This window comes from Arthrobacter sp. B1I2 (assembly GCF_030816485.1).
In the GTDB taxonomy this organism is placed as follows: domain Bacteria; phylum Actinomycetota; class Actinomycetes; order Actinomycetales; family Micrococcaceae; genus Arthrobacter.
In genome coordinates, this window is sequence record NZ_JAUSYC010000001.1 from 358,584 (window position 1) to 377,554 (window position 18,971).

17 protein-coding genes and 1 pseudogene are annotated in these 18,971 nt (G+C 67.5%); 13 read left to right on the forward strand and 5 right to left on the reverse strand.

The window, feature by feature from the left end; genetic code table 11:
* Positions 1-90 precede the first annotated feature (90 nt).
* From QFZ57_RS01600 to QFZ57_RS01615, 4 genes are read left to right on the forward strand one after another with little or no spacing between them, the layout of a single operon-like run.
* Positions 91-849, forward strand: a complete 759-nt coding sequence (locus tag QFZ57_RS01600; protein ID WP_306628740.1) for a LamB/YcsF family protein — start codon at positions 91-93, stop codon at positions 847-849.
* Positions 846-2,525, forward strand: a complete 1,680-nt coding sequence (locus tag QFZ57_RS01605; RefSeq protein WP_306897457.1) for an urea amidolyase family protein — start codon at positions 846-848, stop codon at positions 2,523-2,525. Before QFZ57_RS01600 ends, QFZ57_RS01605 begins: the two co-directional genes overlap by 4 nt.
* Positions 2,526-2,536: 11 nt before the next feature.
* Positions 2,537-4,291, forward strand: a complete 1,755-nt coding sequence (locus tag QFZ57_RS01610; protein WP_306897459.1) for an acetyl/propionyl/methylcrotonyl-CoA carboxylase subunit alpha — start codon at positions 2,537-2,539, stop codon at positions 4,289-4,291.
* 33 nt (positions 4,292-4,324) lie between these two features.
* Entirely contained in the window at positions 4,325-4,993 is a 669-nt protein-coding gene (locus QFZ57_RS01615) for a GntR family transcriptional regulator (RefSeq protein ID WP_306901499.1), read from the forward strand.
* 69 nt (positions 4,994-5,062) lie between these two features.
* On the opposite strand, the gene QFZ57_RS01620 is transcribed toward QFZ57_RS01615, so the two are convergent.
* Positions 5,063-5,848 (reverse strand): putative hydro-lyase, encoded by a 786-nt coding sequence (locus tag QFZ57_RS01620; protein WP_306628743.1) that lies wholly within the window; start codon positions 5,846-5,848, stop codon positions 5,063-5,065.
* Positions 5,845-7,062, reverse strand: coding sequence for an NRAMP family divalent metal transporter (locus QFZ57_RS01625; protein ID WP_306897462.1), 1,218 nt, complete (start codon positions 7,060-7,062; stop codon positions 5,845-5,847). The genes QFZ57_RS01620 and QFZ57_RS01625 overlap by 4 nt, the downstream gene beginning before the upstream one ends.
* 271 nt (positions 7,063-7,333) lie before the next feature.
* On the opposite strand from QFZ57_RS01625, the gene QFZ57_RS01630 reads away from it, so the two are divergent.
* Genes QFZ57_RS01630 through QFZ57_RS01645 form a run of 4 tightly spaced genes read left to right on the forward strand, consistent with a single transcriptional unit; the run spans position 7,334 to position 13,239 of the window.
* On the forward strand, positions 7,334-8,929 hold the full coding sequence (locus tag QFZ57_RS01630) for a PucR family transcriptional regulator (protein WP_306897463.1): 1,596 nt from the start codon (positions 7,334-7,336) through the stop codon (positions 8,927-8,929).
* The gene (locus QFZ57_RS01635; RefSeq protein ID WP_306897466.1) at positions 8,926-9,879 is read left to right on the forward strand and encodes a glutaminase; all 954 of its coding nucleotides are present in this window, start codon (positions 8,926-8,928) and stop codon (positions 9,877-9,879) included. Before QFZ57_RS01630 ends, QFZ57_RS01635 begins: the two co-directional genes overlap by 4 nt.
* A 45-nt stretch (positions 9,880-9,924) precedes the next feature.
* Positions 9,925-11,442, forward strand: coding sequence for an amino acid permease (locus QFZ57_RS01640; protein ID WP_306897468.1), 1,518 nt, complete (start codon positions 9,925-9,927; stop codon positions 11,440-11,442).
* Between the two features lie 39 nt (positions 11,443-11,481).
* A complete protein-coding gene (locus QFZ57_RS01645) occupies positions 11,482-13,239 on the forward strand; it encodes a thiamine pyrophosphate-dependent enzyme (RefSeq protein WP_306897470.1) in 1,758 nt (585 codons plus the stop codon).
* Positions 13,240-13,372: 133 nt separating this feature from the next.
* Here QFZ57_RS01645 and QFZ57_RS01650 read toward each other — a convergent pair whose 3' ends face one another.
* Positions 13,373-13,720: a hypothetical protein gene (locus QFZ57_RS01650; RefSeq protein WP_306628749.1), complete on the reverse strand. Its 348-nt coding sequence runs from the start codon at positions 13,718-13,720 to the stop codon at positions 13,373-13,375.
* Between the two features lie 215 nt (positions 13,721-13,935).
* Between QFZ57_RS01650 and QFZ57_RS01655 the strand changes: the two genes are divergently transcribed.
* The 3 genes from QFZ57_RS01655 to QFZ57_RS01665 all read left to right on the forward strand — a co-directional run bounded on the left by QFZ57_RS01655 (position 13,936) and on the right by QFZ57_RS01665 (position 15,744).
* A complete protein-coding gene (locus QFZ57_RS01655) occupies positions 13,936-14,145 on the forward strand; it encodes a hypothetical protein (protein ID WP_306632396.1) in 210 nt (69 codons plus the stop codon).
* A 149-nt stretch (positions 14,146-14,294) separates the two neighbouring features.
* Positions 14,295-14,927, forward strand: coding sequence for a hypothetical protein (locus QFZ57_RS01660; protein ID WP_306628750.1), 633 nt, complete (start codon positions 14,295-14,297; stop codon positions 14,925-14,927).
* Positions 14,928-15,009: 82 nt separating this feature from the next.
* Positions 15,010-15,744, forward strand: coding sequence for a YcnI family copper-binding membrane protein (locus QFZ57_RS01665; RefSeq protein WP_306897474.1), 735 nt, complete (start codon positions 15,010-15,012; stop codon positions 15,742-15,744).
* 109 nt (positions 15,745-15,853) lie between these two features.
* Here QFZ57_RS01665 and QFZ57_RS01670 read toward each other — a convergent pair whose 3' ends face one another.
* Positions 15,854-16,105 carry a hypothetical protein gene (locus QFZ57_RS01670; RefSeq protein WP_306632397.1) on the reverse strand — a complete coding sequence of 84 codons (252 nt, stop codon included), beginning with the start codon at positions 16,103-16,105 and terminating at the stop codon, positions 15,854-15,856.
* A 55-nt stretch (positions 16,106-16,160) separates the two neighbouring features.
* Here QFZ57_RS01670 and QFZ57_RS01675 point away from each other — a divergent pair.
* Positions 16,161-16,511 (forward strand): annotated as a pseudogene (locus QFZ57_RS01675) (DUF4232 domain-containing protein); the annotation flags it as partial.
* Positions 16,512-16,650: 139 nt separating this feature from the next.
* On the opposite strand, the gene QFZ57_RS01680 reads toward QFZ57_RS01675, so the two are convergent.
* Positions 16,651-17,124: a DUF4383 domain-containing protein gene (locus tag QFZ57_RS01680; RefSeq protein WP_373461165.1), complete on the reverse strand. Its 474-nt coding sequence runs from the start codon at positions 17,122-17,124 to the stop codon at positions 16,651-16,653.
* Positions 17,125-17,315: 191 nt separating this feature from the next.
* Between QFZ57_RS01680 and QFZ57_RS01685 the strand changes: the two genes are divergently transcribed.
* Positions 17,316-18,917 carry an FAD-dependent oxidoreductase gene (locus tag QFZ57_RS01685; RefSeq protein ID WP_306897476.1) on the forward strand — a complete coding sequence of 534 codons (1,602 nt, stop codon included), beginning with the start codon at positions 17,316-17,318 and terminating at the stop codon, positions 18,915-18,917.
* The last annotated feature ends 54 nt before the right edge of the window (positions 18,918-18,971 follow it).

Below are 18,971 nucleotides of genomic sequence, written 5' to 3' on the forward strand. Positions count from 1 at the left end.
CCTTTTGACAAAATCCCGGCCCAAGATTGTTGAACAATCCTTGATTCTCGTGCATCCTAGAGAGACCACTTCAACGAGACGAGAATCACTATGGCCTACATTGACCTCAACAGCGACGTCGGGGAATCCTTTGGCAACTGGACCATGGGCGATGACGCAGCAATCTTCCGCTCGGTTTCCAGCGCCAACGTCGCCTGCGGCTTCCACGCCGGGGATCCGTCCACCATCGCCCGCACCTGCCGGGACGCCGTCGCGGCAGGCGTCGTCATCGGCGCGCACGTGGGCTACCGCGATCTTGCCGGCTTCGGCCGACGTTTCGTGGACTGCTCCGCTACCGAACTGGCGGATGATGTCCTCTACCAGCTGGGTGCCCTTAACGCACTTGCCGCCGCCGCGGGCGGCCGCATCCGCTACGTCAAACCGCACGGCGCCCTCTACAACACCATCGTCACGCACGAAACGCATGCCCAGGCCGTCGTGGACGCGGTCAAGGCCTTCGGCGGCGACCTGCCGCTGCTCCTGCTCCCCGGCTCCGTAGCCCTCGCCCGCGCCGAGGCGGCCGGGCTTCGCGGCGTGGCTGAAGCGTTCGCGGACCGCGCCTACAACCCTGACGGGACCCTGGTCTCCCGGCGCGAAAGCGGCGCCGTCCTCCACGACGAGGACGCCGTCGCCGCCAACATGGTCCGGCTGGCCACCGAGGGGACCATCATTGCCCGCGACGGGTCCGCCATCAAGGCGGAAGCGGAGAGCATCTGCCTCCACGGCGACACCGCCGGCGCCGTTTCCATGGCCGCCGCGGTGCGGCGGGAACTGGAAGCCGCCGGCGTGGCAATCCGGAGCTTCGTGTGAGCTCCCCCCACATCCGCTGGGCCGGGCCCCGCGCCCTCCTCATCGAACTCGACTCCCTGGAAACGGTCCTGGCCGTCCACGCCCGTTTGCAGGAGACGCCCTTGCCCGGCCAGGTGGATGTCCTGGCCGCCGCACGGACCGTCCTGGCGGTTTTCGATTCGCGCGCCTCGGCACAGGCGGCCCGTGCCGCCGTTGCCATTATGGACAGGGAGACGGCCGCGGTGGACGCCGCCGGCGCCGATCCGGTCCGGATAGAGGTGGTATACGACGGCGATGACCTCGCCGAAGTGGGCAGGCTTACCGGGCTGGGTGCCGACGGTGTGATCGCCGTGCACACCGGGCAGTTGTGGACAGCGGCGTTCGGTGGGTTCGCCCCCGGCTTCGCCTACCTGGTAGGCGAAACTGACGCATTGACTGTTCCGCGGCGCAGCTCGCCGCGGACCGCCGTTCCCGCCGGTTCCGTGGCCCTGGCCGGCAATTTCTCCGCTGTGTACCCGCGGCGCTCCCCCGGCGGCTGGCAGCTGATCGGACGCACTGCCGCCCGGATGTGGGACCTGGACCGTGAACAGCCTGCCTTGCTCCGGCCAGGGAGCACCGTCCGGTATGTCGCAGTGCGGGAAGTCGTGGAAGTCACCGAACCTGCCGGACAGCAGGGCAACCCTGCCGGCCGTGACATGGCCGCCGGCGCCCCCGCCCTGGAGATCATCACACCCGGCCCGCAGTCCCTCATCCAGGACCTTGGCCGTCCCGGCTTCGGTGACCTGGGCGTCTCCCCCGCAGGCGCTGCCGACGCCGCGGGCGCCCGCCAGGCGAACCGGCTGGTGGGGAACCTGCCGGGTGACGCCGTGCTCGAAACCGTTCTGGGCGGCCTGTCCGTACGTTCCCGCGGCGAACTGACAGCCGCACTCACCGGCGCCCCCGCGGAAGCCGAGATCCGGTCCGGAAGCGGCAGCCGCCCGGCCCCGATGTACGCCCCCTTCCCGCTGCACGACGGTGAGAGCCTCCACCTCGGCATGCCGGCGGCAGGCCTGCGCACTTACCTTGCCGTCCGCGGCGGAATTGACGTGCCCCCGGTGCTGGGCAGCAGGTCCACGGACCTGATGTCCGGGATCGGACCATCTCCGCTGGCCGCCGGAACCGTGCTGCCGGTCGGCCCCGCAGACCGGGGCCGCGTGGTGGGCCAGCCCGAACCGCCAACCCTGCATCCGGGCCTCAACCAGGGCGGGACCGGCAGCGCCCCGGTGGTGCTCCGCGTTACTCCCGGTCCCCGCGACGACTGGTTCACCCCGCAGTCCCTCGCGGCCCTGACCGGGCAGGACTGGACGGTCACCGCCGAGTCCAACCGGATCGGCGTGCGGCTGGATACAACAGCTGGCCGGACGCCGCTGGAACGCTCACGGACAGAGGAACTGCCCAGCGAAGGCGTGGTCGCCGGCTCGCTGCAGGTGCCGCCGTCGGGCCTTCCCGTCCTCTTCCTCGCCGACCACCCTGTGACCGGCGGGTACCCCGTGATCGCCGTCGTCGTCCCGGAAGACCTGCCGGTGGCGGCGCAGCTTCCGCCCGGCGCCCTCATCCGTTTCCAGGCCGTGGATCCGGGGACTATGGAGCCGCTCCGGCCCGGGGCCCTGCAGCAGCCACAACCCACCACTCCCACGCCTGTCGCAAACAGCCTGTGAAAGAAGCAGCCATGAAAAAAGTCCTGATCGCCAACCGCGGCGAGATCGCCGTCCGGATCGCCCGCGCCTGCGCCGATGCGGGCCTGGCGTCCGTCGCCGTCTACTCGGATCCCGATGCCGATGCCCTGCACGTGCGCCTCAGCGACGAGGCCTACCCGCTGGACGGTTCCGCCAGTGCCGAGACCTACCTGAACATCGAAAAGCTCCTTGCCGCGGCGACCCGCGCCGGCGCTGACGCCGTCCATCCCGGCTACGGCTTCCTGTCCGAGAACGCCGACTTCGCGCAGGCAGTGCTCGATGCCGGGCTCACCTGGGTGGGCCCGTCGCCGGAAGCCATCCGGAGCCTCGGCAACAAGGTGACCGCGCGGGAGATTGCCGTCCGCGCCGGTGCCCCGCTGGTCCCCGGGTCGGACGGACCTGTCGCGGACGCCGACGAGGTCCGGGCGTTTGCCGCACATCACGGCGTTCCGGTCGCCATCAAGGCGGCCTTCGGCGGCGGCGGCCGCGGCCTGAAGATCGCCTACCGGATGGAGGACATCGACGACGCGTTCGACTCCGCGGTGCGTGAGGCAACCGTAGCCTTCGGCCGCGGCGAATGCTTCGTGGAGCGCTTCCTGGACCGGCCCCGCCACGTCGAGGCCCAGGTCATCGCCGACACGCATGGAAACGTGGTGGTGGTGGGCACCCGCGACTGCTCACTCCAGCGCCGCCACCAGAAGCTGGTGGAAGAAGCACCCGCACCGTTCCTCACACCGGAGCAGCGCAGCCGCATTCACGAGTCCGCCCGCGCCATCTGCCGGGAAGCCGGCTACACCGGAGCCGGCACTGTGGAGTACCTGGTGGCACCTGACGGCGTCATCTCCTTCCTGGAGGTCAACACCCGCCTGCAGGTGGAACACCCGGTCACCGAGGAAACCTCCGGCATCGATCTGGTGCGCGAACAGTTCCGCATCGCCGCCGGCCTGCCGCTCTCCATCATGGAGGATCCCCAGCCCACCGGCCACGCCATCGAATTCCGGCTGAACGCCGAAGACGCCGGCCGCGGCTTCCTGCCCTCCCCCGGCCCCGTGGACGTTTTCGAAGCACCCACCGGCCCGGGCATCCGGGTCGACTCCGGGGTCCGGTCCGGCTCCGTCATCCCGGCCGAATACGACTCCCTGATGGCCAAGCTGATCGTCCGCGGCGAGGACCGGGCGCAGGCGCTGCGCCGTGCCCGTGCAGCATTGGACGAACTGCGGATCGAAGGCGTGCCCACGGTGGTCCCGTTCCACCGCGCCGTAGTGCGGGACCCGGATTTCACGGCACCGGACCGGCTGGGCGTCTACACCACATGGATTGAATCCGAGTTCTCCGGCCGGCTCGCGGCCTCACTGAAGAGCGGAATTGCCGGGCCCGTGGCGCGGCGCGAAACGCTCACCGTGGAAATCGACGGCAAGGCTGTCCAGCTGGGACTTCCGGCACAGGTTTATGCCGCACTGATGCACGGCGGCGGTGCGGCATCGCACCGCGCCCGGGAGGATGCCGACGGCGACCACGGCAGTGACGGCGCAGCCAACGGCAAGGTGACGGCACCGATGGGCGGCAACCTGGTCAAATGGCTGGCCGACGACGGCGCCGAAGTGGGTGCCGACCAGCCGCTCGCCATCGTTGAGGCGATGAAGATGGAAACCGTTGTTGCCGCTTCCGCGGCCGGCACCTTCCGCCGCGGTGAACAGGAACCGGGGGCCGTCGTCGTCCGTGGCGAAGTGCTGGGGACGGTCAGCTAACATCGGGTGTTGACGAAAACGGGGGGCACGGACATGGACACCGGGACACACGGCGCTGCAGAACACGCGCACACCACGGCATGGATCGCCTCCGTGCTGCGGAGCCGCATCGCCGCGGGCGAACTGACCCCCGGGTCAAAACTGTCCGAACAGGCGCTGTCCACCTCGCTGGGCGTTTCGCGCAATACCCTGCGGCAGGCCTTCACCATCCTTGCAGGCGAGTCCATGGTCACGCGCATTCCCAACCGTGGCGTCTTTGTGGCGTCGCCTGGCGCGGAGGAGGTGCGTGAAATCTACCGCATCCGCCGCACCATCGAACCGGCAGCCGTGCTCTGGGGCGGGCTCTCGCCGAAGATCCTGGACGACATGGAAACCATCGTCCAGCGCGCCCAGGATGCCCGGAACGCCGGTTCCGTCACGGACATGGCAGACGCCAACCAGGCCCTCCACCGTGCGGTGGTGGGCCTGACGGGAAGCGCCACCCTGCAGGAGCTGATGGACCGCGTGCTCGCCGAAATGCGGCTGGTGTTCCATGCCATGGCGTCAGCCCCCGACTTCCATAGCCACTATGTGGAGCGCAATGTGGAGCTCGTGAAGCGGCTCCGCGCCGGCGAGCGGGAAGAAGCGGCGGCCGGGCTGCGCATTTACCTCGACGCGGCTGAAGCCGAACTGCTGGGGCACCTGGCCGGCACGGGGCACTGAGCGGATTCTTAAGTCGGGAGGGGCCTGCACCGGTTGGTGCAGGCCCCTCCCGGCTTGGTAGCGCCAAGTTCAGGGAATCAGGTAATCGCTGTCCCTGGCGTCGGTAATGAGCATGTGGCCCGGCGCGTGGCCGATAGCCAGCGGCGGCCGGGACTGCATCACGGCAGCCTGCGGCGTGACTCCGCAAGCCCAGAACACCGGAATATGGCCGTCCGGAATGTCCACGGCGTCACCAAAGTCCGGCCGGCCCAGGTCGCTGATGCCCAGTTCCTGCGGGTTGCCCACGTGCACCGGCGCGCCGTGCACGGCCGGGTAGCGGGACGTGATGCGCACCGCGTCGGCCACCTGCGAGGCGGGGACGGGGCGCATGGAGACCACCATCGGCCCGGACATGGCGCCTGCGGGGGCGCACTGGCGGTTGGTGCGGTACATCGGCACATTCACGCCCTGCTCGATGTGGGCTATGCCGATGCCGCCGTCCTGCAGGGCAGCCTCGAACGTGAAGGAACAGCCGATCAGGAACGTCACCAGGTCATCACGCCAGTGGCCGGTGATGTCGGTGGGCTCGTCTACTTTCTCCCCGTCGCGGTACACCGTGTACTTCGGCACGTCCGTGCGGATGTCCCCGCCGGCCAGCAGCGGGCCGCTGGTTTCGCCGGGCTCGAGGATACCCAGGATGGGGCAGGGCTTGGGATTGCGCTGGGCGAACAGCAGGAAATCGAAGGCGTGGTCCCGGGGAATGGCAAGGACGTTCGCCTGCGCGTAACCGCGGGACCAGCCCGACGTCGGTTCCACCAGCCCGCCGCGGAACGCTTCGCGCGCCGCAGCGGGGAGGATGCTGGAGCGGTCCATCATGCCCACAGCTTTGCCAGCCCCATGATCGAAGTCCAGCCGAGGAACACGGTGAGGATCCAGGCGGCGGTACCGATCAGGAGCAGCCACTTGGGGTAGGCGTAACCCTGCATCAGATCGCGGCGGCGCCAGGCAACCCAGAGCAGGAGCGCAAAGCCCACCGGCAGGATCAGCCCGTTGAAAGCGCCGGCGAAGATCAGCAGCTGCTGGGGCGCCTGGCCGAGGAAGACGTACGCAATGGCGCAGCCGGCAATGAACGCGACGGTGATGAGATTCCGCTTGCGCTCCGGTGTGCGGGAGGAGGTGATAAAGGAGACGGAGGTGAAGGCGGCGCCGATCACCGAGGTGATGGCAGCGGCCCAAAGGACCACACCGAACATCCGGAGGCCGATTTCACCGGCGGCTGCGCCGAAGGCCTCGGCCGCCATGTTGTTGCTGGTGAGCACGGTCCCGCCGGCCACAACGCCGAGGATGGCCAGGAAGAGCAGCACGCGCATCAGGCCGGTGGTCAGGATGCCCAGGATGGAGCTGCGGGTGATCTCCTTGACGTGCCGGATACCGGTGGCGCCGGAGTCGAGCATACGGTGGGCGCCGGCGTAGGTGATGTAGCCGCCCACGGTGCCGCCAACCAGGGTGGTGATGATGAGGAAGTCCACCTTCTCTGGAAGGATCGTGTTCTTCAGCGCCTCTCCCAGCGGCGGGGCCGCGACGATGGCCACGTAGATCATCAGCAGGATCATGACGGCGCCCAGCAGCACCACGATCCGGTCCAGCGCCATGCCGGCCTTCTTGCTGAGGAAGACCAGGATGGCGACGATGGCCGAGACGGCACCGCCCACCTTCGGATCCACACCCATCATTGCGTTGGCTCCGAGGCCGGTGCCGGCGATGTTTCCGATGTTGAAGACCACACCGCCAAGGAACACCAGGCCGGAGAGCAACCAGCCGACGCCCGGAAGGACCTTGTTGCCAAGCTCCTGTGCCCGGAGCCCGCTTACGCCGATAACCCGCCAGACATTCATTTGTACTGCGATGTCGATCAGGATCGAGGCCAGGATCGCGAAGGCGAACGCGGCCCCGATCTGGGCTGTGAACACCGTGGTCTGGGTGATGAAGCCCGGTCCGATGGCGCTGGTGGCCATGAGGAACATGGCGCCGAGAAGCGCCGTGCGCCGGGCGGAAGTGCTCAGGTTCAGTTTGATGCCGGGTTCTGCCATGGTTCCATCCATTGCCTTAGGTGACCGGAGTCACAATTATCATCCCCAGCGACGATACAGGTTGTTGAACAATCTTGGCAAGGTATTGTTGAACAACTTTTCGGATGGAGGCCCTCGGACGATGGGTTCAGGGTACAGCCCTTCCATGGACCGGAAACCAAAAACGGGGCTGAAGGCTTGGATCAGGTTCCATAATCAGTGATCCCTGCGCTGGATACGATGAGGTGACCGGACAGAGCCGTCCGGTGGGATCGACGCAAAAGGAAAACCCATGGCCGCGGTTACGGTGGATGACATCCTCTCGGATCTCCCCCTTGGCTTCGCCAGCCTCATCCTCCGGCCCGACCCTTCGGCGCCGGCCATTGAGCGGTTCCTGATTGTCGACGCCGACGATGAGGGAGTACACGCCGCCGGGGCGTTTGTCCTGCTCATCGGGGTCCGCGGCCGCTCTGCGCTGCCCGCCCTCCGGCGCCTCCTGGACAACCCTCCGCAGGTGGTGGCGGTAAAGGGCAACCGCGAAGACCTGGCCGAGGCGGAAGAACTCCTCGGCACAGCCGGTTCCGGACTCCTGCTGGTGGACCCTGCTGCTGACTGGGACCGCCTGCTCTCGATTGCCAAGGACCGGATCCAGCCGCGCAGCTACCAGAGCGAAGTGTTGACATTGCTCGAGGAAGACCTGTTCGCCATCGCCCAGACAACGGCCCGGCTGACCTCCAGCCACGTCCTGGTTGAGGATGCGGCCAATAAGGTCCTCGCCTACTCCACCGTGACCAACGACATCGATGAACTCCGGAAAGCTTCCATCCTGGCGCGCCGCGGTCCGCGGAAGTACGAACTGCTGCTCAAGGACCTCGGCGCCTACCGGGAGCTCCACCGCACCCGCCAGCCGGTCCGCGTACCCGCCCGGCCCCAGGACGGCCTGCGGGAACGGGTGGCCATCGCACTCTTCGCCGGCGAACGGATCATGGGTTACATCTGGCTGCAGGAAACCGGCGAGGGCTTCGGCCCGGACGTCGAATATGTGCTCACCGGGTCCGCGGCGCGGGTTTCCGCTGAGCTCATCCGCTACCGCAACCAGCAGTCCGTCCACATGCGGGAGGACAGGATCGCGCGGATCCTGTCCGGCCCGGCGGAAGCCGCCGCCAGCGCACACAGCGGCAAGATCCCGTCGGAGCGTCCCGCGGCCCTGCTGCTGATCGGGATGTCCGACGCCGATTCCCGGGCTGAAGACGCCGCGCTGAAGCACGGGGAGCTGGCCAATCTTGCTTCCATCCACGCCGCGGCCTACAAAGCGTCCGCCGTCGTCGGACAGTTCAATGGCGACACCGCCATCATCCTGCCGGACCTGCAGTCCGGCACGGCGGAAACGGGACTGCGCGCCCTCGCCGAAGCAATCGTCCGGGATGCCCGCAAACACCTCGGGATCACTCCGTCCGCCGCTGTGGGACCGTTGGTCCCGGACCTGCTGTCCATCCACACCGCCACCGGCATCACCGAAGCCCTGCTGGCCTGCGTGCGCGGCGCGGAGGACGGGTCAGTGGCCACAGTTGACGACTTCGAAGCGGAAATCCTCTACCGCCAGGCGGTGGGCAACTTCCACGATGCACCTTTCCGGCACCGCAGCCTGGCTGCACTGCTGCACGGTGACGCCGAACTTGCAACAACCCTGCAGGCATATTTCGACGCCTCCTTCGATGTCGCCGAATGCGCCAAACGGATGAACCTGCACAAGAACACCGTCTATTACCGCGTTGCCAAGGCTGTCCGGGTCACCGGCCTGGACTTCGGCAACCCCCGCGACTCTTTAGTGGCCCTGCTCCATCTTCAGGAGTGGGCCGCATCCAACGACAATCCAGGCAGGAAATGAGCACGACACTCAGCGCACCGCCCCTTGGCCTCCTCCTTGAGGACCTCGTCCGGCAGCATCGGCCGCGGAAGGAAACGGGTGCGGTACCCGGCAACATCCCCTTCCTGGCCAGCGTCCCTTTCGACCGGTTCGGGATAGCCGTCGCCACCACCTCCGGTGAAGTCTTTTGCTCCGGCGACGCCGACGTGCCCTTCTCCATCCAAAGCATCTCCAAAGTGTTCACCCTGGCCCTGGCGCTGCAGGGCAGCCGATCCGCCCGGCTGTGGTCACGGGTGCTGCGTGAACCGTCCGGAACAGCCTTCAACTCCCTGGTCCAGCTCGAAGCCGAGCACGGCATTCCGCGCAACCCCTTCATCAACGCCGGCGCCCTGGTGGTCACCGACCACCTGATGGAAGAGACGTCCGACGCCGCCGGGCAGCTCCTGCGGTTCCTCACCGAACAGGCGGGGGGCCAACAGTCCGGGCCGGGCAAGCAGGGCCCGTTCATTGACGGGGCGGCAGCAACCGGCGAACTGGCCTCCAGCAGCCGCAACCTTGCCCTGGCGCACTTCCTGAAGGACTTCGGTAACCTCGCGCAGCCTGCGGAATCCGTGGTGGAAAACTACGTCCGCCAGTGCTCCATCATGATGACCTGCAGGGAGTTGGCCAGGGCTGGACTGTTCCTAGCCAACGACGGCCAGGGAGCGGCCGGCACGGTGTTGTCCCGCAGTGAGGCAAAGCGGATCGGTTCCATCATGCTGACCTGCGGCATGTACGACGCCGCCGGTGAATTCGCCTACCGTGTGGGCCTGCCCGGCAAGAGCGGGGTGGGCGGCGGCATCCTGGTCATCGTGCCGGGCCAGTGCGCCATCTGTGTCTGGAGCCCGCGCCTGGATGCGAAAGGCAATTCCCTCGCAGGTACCGCAGCCCTTGCCGACCTCTCCGACCGCACCGGCTGGTCAGTTTTCTAGTTTTCCCCACCCAGACAGATCTTCCCCGGATCGAAAGGAATACCCATGCCCAACAGCCCCAATGACGAGGTTGAGTTCGACCACATTATTGACGGCGGTCACGCGCATGCGTCTGAGACCTCCCTGCACGCGGAGGACAAGGGTTACCACAAGAACCTCAAGCCCCGGCAGATCCAGATGATCGCGATCGGCGGTGCGATCGGTACCGGCCTGTTCCTGGGCGCCGGCGGCCGGCTCAACGCCGCCGGCCCGTCCCTGGTCATCGCCTACGCGGTCTGCGGGTTCTTCGCGTTCCTGATCCTGCGGGCCCTGGGCGAACTGGTCCTGCACCGGCCCTCCTCGGGCTCCTTCGTCTCCTACGCCCGCGAATTCTTCGGCGAAAAGGCCGCGTTCGTTTCCGGCTGGTTCTACTGGATCAACTGGGCCACCACCACCATCGTGGACATCACCGCCGCCGCCCTCTACATGCACTTCTTCGGCAACTACATCCCCTGGATGGCCGACGTCCCGCAGTGGGCCTGGGCACTGACCGCCCTCCTCGTGGTCCTGGCCCTGAACCTGGTCTCCGTGAAAGTCTTCGGCGAAATGGAATTCTGGTTCGCCCTGATCAAGGTCGCCGCCCTCGTCGCGTTCCTCATCATCGGCACCTACTTCGTCATCTTCGGCACCCCCGTCGACGGCCAACAGGTCGGCCTCAGCCTCCTCTCCGATAACGGCGGGATCTTCCCCAACGGCCTGCTGCCCATGATCATCCTCATGCAGGGCGTCCTGTTCGCCTACGCCTCCATCGAACTCGTCGGCACCGCCGCCGGCGAAACCGAAAACCCCGAAAAAATCATGCCCAAGGCCATCAACTCCGTGGTCTTCCGGATCGCCGTGTTCTACGTCGGCTCCGTGATCCTGCTGGCCCTGCTGCTGCCCTTCACCGCCTACCAAAAAGGCGTCAGCCCCTTCGTGACCTTCTTCGGCTCCATCGGCGTCCAGGGCGTGGACGTCATCATGAACCTCGTGGTCCTCACCGCCGCCCTGTCCTCCCTGAACGCCGGGCTCTACTCCACCGGCCGGATCCTGCGCTCCATGTCCGTCAACGGCTCCGCCCCCCGCTTCGCCTCCCGCATGAACAAAGCAGGCGTCCCCTACGGCGGCATCGCCATCACCGCCGTCGTCTCCCTCCTCGGCGTCCCGCTGAACTACCTCGTCCCCGCCGAAGCCTTCGAAATCGTCCTCAACATCGCCTCCGTCGGCATCGTCATGACCTGGGCCACCATCGTCCTGTGCCAGATCCAACTCAAACGCTGGGCCGACAAAGGCTGGGTCGAACGCCCCTCCTTCCGCATGTTCGGCGCCCCCTACACCGGCTACCTCTCCCTGCTCTTCCTCGCCGGCGTCCTCATCATGGTCTTCATCGACTCACCCCTGACCATGCTCGTCACCGCCATCGCCTCCACCCTCATGATCATCGGCTGGTACGCCTGCCGCACCCGCATCCGCCACATCGCCGAAACCCGCGACGGCTACACCGGGAAGTCTCCCGTCATCGCCAACCGCACCCCCATCTCCTGAGCCCGCCACTTCCGCCAACTTCCGAGCTAGAGAAAGAACATGACACCAGAGCCGCAGTCCACCCTGTCCTCCTCCCCTGCCCGGCCCACCGGCGTCGTCCATCACCAACAGGACGCTGACCAGCAGGACGCCGCCCAGCCAAAGGCGGCGGACCCCGCGGTGCCCACCCTGAAATCGGCCGGCCATGTGATCGTTGATTCGCTGGTGGCACACGGCGTGGAACGGACCTACGTGGTTCCCGGCGAGAGCTTCCTGGACGTGCTGGACGGCCTGCACAGCTCGCAGATCGACACCATCGTCTGCCGCCACGAAGGTGGCGCCGCGTACATGGCGGAGGCCGACGGGAAGCTGAACCAGCGTCCCGGGGTGGCGATGGTGACCCGCGGGCCCGGTGCCGCCAACGCCCACGTGGGGCTGCACACCGCATGGCAGGACTCCACCCCCATGCTGCTCTTCGTGGGCCTGATCCCGTTTGCCCACCGGGACCGCGAGGCGTTCCAGGAGTTCGACATCAAGTCCTGGTTCGATACCGGCGCCAAGCGGGTGATGGTCCTTGACCACCCGGAACGGGCGTCCGAGATCGTTGCAGAAGCCATGTTCGCGGCCATGAGCGGCAGGCCCGGGCCAGTGGTGGTCGGCCTGCCCGAGGACGTCATCCGGCGGCAGGTCAGCCCCGTGCTGCACCCTGCCATCCCCGTGGCCGCCGGGGGCATGGGCAGCACGGATGCGGCAGCCCTGGAAGCGGCGCTGGCACAATCCAGCAGGCCCCTTTTCGTCACCGGCGGCAACGACTGGACGCAGGAGGCCGCGGACCGGCTCACCGCGTGGCTTGAACGGCACCACATCCCGGCCGCGGCGGAATGGCGGACGCAGGGAACGGTGCCCTTCGATTCGCCTTCCTATGTGGGACCCATCGGCTACGGCCGGCCACGCCCCACCTACGACCTGCTGGAGGAGACCGACCTCCTGGTATTTGTGGGGACAGTGCCGGGGGACGTCATTACGGACGGTTTCGTCTGCCGGCAGGACTGGAACAAGCAGAATTTCCTGGTCACGGTGGACCCGTCGCTGCGCGGAAGGTCCGGTCCGGTGTCGCGGCAGATCCTGGCCAAGCCGGAAGCGTTCGTGCGCGGACTGAAGGACATCAGCCTGCCGGTGAAGGAAGAGTGGAAGGCCTGGACGGGCCGGATGCGCGCCGAGCAGGAGCGCTTTGCCGCGCTGCCTCCCGCTACCCCGGCTGCAGGGCAGGCGCGGATGGACACCCTGATGGCCAACCTCGTCCCGCGGCTCCCTGAAGATGCACTGGTGACGTTCGGTGCAGGTGAACACACCAACTGGGCCCACCGGTATTTCCCCACCCGCCGTTACGCGTCCATGATCAGCGCGCGCAACGGTTCCATGGGCTACTCCGTCCCCTCTGCCATCGCCGCGTCCCTGGCCGAACCGCGACGGCGCGTGGTCACCATCGCAGGGGACGGCGAGTTCCTCATGAACGGGCAGGAGCTGGCAACCGCTGCCCAGTATGGCGCCACGCCCCTGGTGATCGTGATGGACAACCAGGAGTACGGCACCATCCGGACCCACCAGGAGCGGCACTACCCTTCCCGTGTGTCCGGAACACAGCTGAAAAACCCCGATTTCGGGCTGATGGCTCGCGCATTCGGCGGATTCGGGGTCACCGTGACCGAGGACCGGGACGTGCCGGCCGCTTTGGATGCCGCCCTGGCAGCCATTGACAGGGACGGCATGTTCGCGTTGATCCACCTCGTGGTGGAGCAGCGGGTCAAGGCGTACTAGGGTGACGCGGTGGTGACAGGGCCGACGGCGGGACCTTGCGCCGCCGGCCTTGGCCCGTTGGAGACGCACCCGTCATGAAACAGAACGGAAGGCCGGCACAAAAGTGCCGGCCTTCCCTTTGCTGTTATGCCCGTTAGAGCTTGTCCGTGGGGTTCTCGCCGCCCTTGTGGCTGGCCCCGCGGAGGTTCTCCTGGACCTTCCCGAACAGGTCCTTGATGGTGGACTCCGCGTTGGAAATGACGTCCACGGGCACGTAGACCTGATGGGTCACAGGCAGGTCGTACTCGTCCTTCAGGTGCGTGCCGTTTCCCACCCCCGTCAGGGACAGGTAGACCATGGCCTCAGTCCGGGCGATACCGGCGAGCTTCCCAAAGACGACGGTGAACTCGTTCGGCTGGAAGCTGATTGTCTGCCCGATGTGGCTGCGGCCCAGTTCACCGGCCTGAACGGCCTTCTCCGATTGGCTTCCGGTGTAGTCCATGAACTTCTCCTTCGATCGCCGACACGTACTTTGGCAGTCTAACCCCACCCTTTCCCGCCGCCACAGGGCCCCTGCTGGAGGGCTGCACAAGAATGCACGGGAATGGGTGGCCATTCCTCCATTGAGCCGCACGCCGGCGCACCTGTTTGATGGCATCACCGGGGTGGCAGCAGCCGCCCCGGCCAAGCCCGCTCAAAGGAATAACCGTGACTTCAATGACGAGCCGCGTAAAAAGTCCCGTCCGCTGGGACGACGTCGAAACCGGCGACACCGTGGAACTCAGCAGGGACGGACGCGCCGTTTTCGGCGGCCTGGTGGATGCCCGGACGGATGACGGCGACGTGGTCTGGGTGACAGCTCCCGCTGGAGGCCGGCGGCTGTTCCATATCGCAGACGGCTTCGACCTGGCAGGGGTGCCGGCATGACGGACTGCCCGGACGATTGCCCCTACTGCAGCGGGCCGGAGACCGACTGAGGGCCGGTAGAATCTTGAGGGCCCGGGACCAGGCTCCGGGCCAGTAGGCGGAACCGGCCCTGCAACCTGCGGTGCCGGCTGACAGCAGGAGGAGCAGCCATGCGTCGTTCCCTCCCGCGGGCACCCTTCCACCTCCTCCGCGCCTCTGCCCTGGCCGCCGGCACCCTGGCCCTGGCCGCCGGCGCCCACGTGGCCGGCGGAGGCCAACTGCCTGCCCCTGGCATCCTCCTGGCGGTGCTGGCCCTGACCGCGCTGGCCAGCACAGCTGCCACCCGCCTTCGACTCTCCCTTCCCGCCATTGGCGCGCTCCTGGGCAGCGGCCAACTGGCCCTGCATGAGGTCCTCAGTGCTTTCTCCGCTCCCCTTCAGGGCGCGGCGGCCGTGTCTGCGCCAGGCCACGTGCACAGCGGCAGCCTGGCTGCGTTCAGTGCGTTTGCTCCCCTTGCCGAACACCTGAGTCCCGCGGACCCCGGGCGGGCGCCCCTGATGCTCGCAGCGCATGCAGCGGCCACGCTGGGCTGCGCGCTGCTTCTCGCCAAAGGTGAGGCTGCCCTGTGGGCACTGGCCGCCTGGCTCCGGCCCTTTGCCGGCCTTCCGCGGCCCGTGGTACCTGTCGCTGCAGTCCGCCTGGATGGACTGTTCAGGCATGTCCCCCTGCGCCGCTCCCCCTGGCGCAACCTCCGCCAGGACAGCCGGCGCGGCCCGCCTTCCGCCGTCGTGCTTCCCCTTTAAGGCCCGGCACCGGCTTTCGGCCCGGCGTCGGGGACCAGACTTTGCACCCCCTCCATCAGGGGCGTGCGCCAGAAAGGCAACCATGACAACCCCGTTCCTTTGCCGTACCCTGACAACGTCCGCGGCCGTCGCAGGCTCAGCTGCACTCCTGCTCGCCGCGGCGGGCGGCGCCTCAGCGCATGTTGGGGTGACGCCGGACAAGACCGACGCCGGCTCCTACGCCCTGCTGACGTTCGGCATCCCCCACGGCTGTGACACGTCGCCCACCACCAAAGTGGCCATTACGCTCCCCCCGGAACTCAATGACGCCCAACCCACGGTGAACCCCAACTGGACCGCGGAAAAGGTGACCGAACAGTTTGCCGAACCCCGGAAGCTTCCGGACGGTACCGCCATCACCAAGCGGACCAGCCAGATCGTCTATACGGCCAAAACCCCGCTGAGCCCCGAACTCCGCGACGCCCTGGTCCTTTCCGTGCACCTGCCGGTCACTGCCGGAACAACCCTGCACTTTCCCACGCTGCAGACCTGCGAAAGCGGCCAGACGGACTGGTCCCAGATTGCCGGTGAGGGCCAGGATCCGCACGACCTGGAGGCCCCGGCGCCCTCACTGACGATCTCCCCGGCGGGCGGAGCAGACGCCCACGGCACGGCGGGATCAGCGCACGCCACCGAGCAGGCTGCGGCCGTGACAGACAGCGGTGCGGATGTCCGCAGTTGGACCGGGCTCGCCGCCGGCGTGGGCGGGCTGGTCCTGGGCGGGGCCGCCCTGTTCCGGGGCAGGGGCGCCCGCCGCATGCCGGGCGGCAACCAGTAGGAACCTATTTGATGCCCGGATCATCACGATCCGGGCATCAAATAGGCCCTCCTGCCGGTCGGATCGTTGACGCGGGCAACGGGTACCGCGAAGGTGGTGCCATGAGGTCTCAGAAAATTTCCCAAGGGTTGGCCATGACGACGGCGGCCGCAGCGGCAGCCCTGCTGCTCACCGCGTGCGGTGCCAGCCAACCGCAGTCCCAGACGACGACGCCGCCCGCCACCGGGCAGGCAAGCCAATCGCCCTCGTCACCGGCGTCCACCACGCCGCCGCCGTCCTCGGCGTCTTCGCCGCCGGCCACGTCGGCGCCGGCGTCCCCCGCCCCCGGCACCACTGCCGCCGCTGCACCCGGGCTATGCAAGTCAGCCGGGCTTACCGCAGCCACCGATGCCTCCGGAGGCGGTGCTGCCGGCAGTGTCTACATGAAGCTCAACCTCACCAACAAGGGCCCCGAGCCCTGCATCCTCAAGGGTTTCCCGGGCGTCTCCCTGGTGGCGGACGCCGCCGGCGCCCCCATCGGTGCACCCGCCACCCGCGACGACTCCGCCGGCGTCGTTGACGTCCTGCTGGCCCCCGGCCAGACCGGCACGGCGGTGCTGCGCTACACGCAGGCAGGCAACTACATGGACTGCTCGCTTGTGGATGCGGCCGGGTACCGCATCTACCCGCCGGAGGACACCGACTCGCTGTTCATCCCGCAGCCCACCAGGGCCTGCAGCAACGCGAACATCACCTTGCTGAGCATCGGGGCGTTCCAGCCCGCCTGACAGGCCCGCCTGACAACAGGGCAACAAGTCCCGGACAGGCCGAAGGCGGCCCGGCAATCAAGCCGGGCCGCCTTCCGTACTGCTGGACCGTCGTCGGACATTCCTGCTTGGCCGACTCCGCGTTGGTTCTTACCGCTTGTTACCGCGTTGCCGTGGTGGTGCGTCCGGCGCCCGCCGTGCCGCGGGTCAGGGCCACGCCCAGGCCGATCATGGCGACACCGAGGACAAAGTGCAGCCAGTTGTCCGCAGTGTTGACCGGTACGAAGTTGGCAGCGCTGTCCTGGCCGATGAGCAGGCCGTAGAGCCACAGCACCAGGTAGATGGCGCCGCCAACCACCAGGTAGTTCTTTGAGGCAGCCGCGCTGCGGGCCATCGCCACGCCCGCGGCGCCGAAGAGCAGGTGGACGATGTTGTGCAGGATCGAAACCTGGAAGAGACCCAGCAGCAGTGCCCCGGATCCGTGCCCGGCGAACCCCAGGGAGTCGTAGTTGGAAGTGATGCCCGGGATGAACCCCAGGACCCCTACCAGGAGGAAGACCACGCCTACGGCAAGGGTGGCTTTTTGAACGTTGGTCCGGCCCACAGTGCGACCGCCGGAATTCATGGTTGTCATGATTTCTCCTGCTTGTGTCGTAGTACGTATCTGGCTGCCGGGCGATGCATGACCAATACTGCTCGACCGTAGACTTAAACCCCGACATCATAAGTATACTTAGCAAATCCGCCGCGGATAGTAGGGCTCGATAACAGAGCCATCACAAAGTGGCCTGCGAGGGCCTTGGACCGGAGGCAGGTTGGACTGGCATGACGTCGATTTGGCTGGACCGCAGGGATCCCTTCACATCTGATCCATTCGAACCGGACAGCAGGTATGACACGGTGGTGGCGGGCGCCGGCCTCACCGGCCTGGTCACCGCACTGCTGCTGGCCCGCTCCGGGCAAAGCGTGCTGGTGCTCGAAGCCCGCCACCCCGGCGCCGTGACCACCGGCAACACCACCGCAAAAGTAACCCTGCTGCAGGGCACGTTCCTGTCCCAGCTCGCCCGCCAGTATTCCCGGAAGCAGGTGCAGGCCTACGTGGACGGCAACCGCGAGGGCCAGGCATGGCTGCTGCGCTACCTGGAGGAACAGAACGTTCCCTTCCAGCGTCGCAACGCTTACACCTATGCTGCGTCGGCCCAGGGCACGGAGAAGCTTCGGGAAGAAGTCAGCGCCGCCGCCACTGCCGGGCTGGACGTGGAGTACGTGCGCGACGCCGGCCTGCCGTTCCCCGTCCACGGCGCCGTCCGCCTGAACGACCAGGCACAGATCAACCCGATGGAGGTCCTCGACGCACTGGTGGCGGACATCCGCGGCCGCGGCGGGCGCATCGTCAGCGGCGTGCGCCTCCGCGACGTGACCGGCGATGCGCCTTCCGCCGTCCGAACCGACAGGGGCAGCGTCAGGGCGGACAAGGTGGTCCTGGCCACTGGAATCCCCGTCCTGGACCGCGGCCTGTACTTCGCCAAGCTGAAGCCAAGCCGTTCCTACGCGGCGGCGCTTGAACTTCAGGAGGACCAGGCGCCCCCGCCGGGCATGTACATCTCCGTTGAGCAGCCCACCCACTCCCTGCGCGACTACGAGGTGGACGGCAGGAACCTGCTGCTCGTGGGCGGCCACGGGCACCATGTGGGCCGGACGGAGTCGGAAAAGGCACACCTCGCCGGACTGCTTGACTGGGCCGGGCAGCATTACCCGGGCGCGGCCACCACGCACACGTGGTCCGCCCAGGACTACATGCCCACCAACCTCATGCCGTTCTTCGGCAAACTTCCCCGCGGCAAGGGCCAGATCTACTTCGGCACCGGCTACAACAAGTGGGGAATGACCAACGCCGTCGCGGCCGCGCTGGGCATATCGGCGGACATCCTGGGCGGGCAGCTGCCCTGGGCTGACGCCATCCACCACCGCATCACCTCACCGGCAGGTGCGTTGTCCGCCGTGGCGCTTAATGCCGGCGTGGCTGCCAGGATGGCCTCCGACTGGGGAAAGGTGACCGCCGAGGGCCGGAAGACTGACGGCCTGAAACGGGGCAAGGACCAGCCTGCCGCCACTGTCCCCGCCGCGCCTGCTCCTGCCGGTGCTGCTGCCGCGGGTCCTGCTGTTGCCGGTGCTGCTGCTTCCGGCGCCCCCGCTGAAGGCCAGGGCAAGGTCTACCGCGAGGGCAACCGGCCGGTGGCGGTGTCCACCGTAGGCGGAACCACCTGCCGGCTCTCTGCAGTCTGCACGCATCTGGGCGGCATCCTGCACTGGAACGACAACGAACAGACGTGGGACTGCCCCCTGCACGGCTCGCGCTTCACGAACGAGGGCAAGCTGCTCGAGGGCCCGGCCACCAAGGACCTGCCGGAAGCGGGAACTGCTTGATCCGGACTCTTTCGTGCGGGATATCACTGTCCGGGATGCCGGGTTGGATCCGGC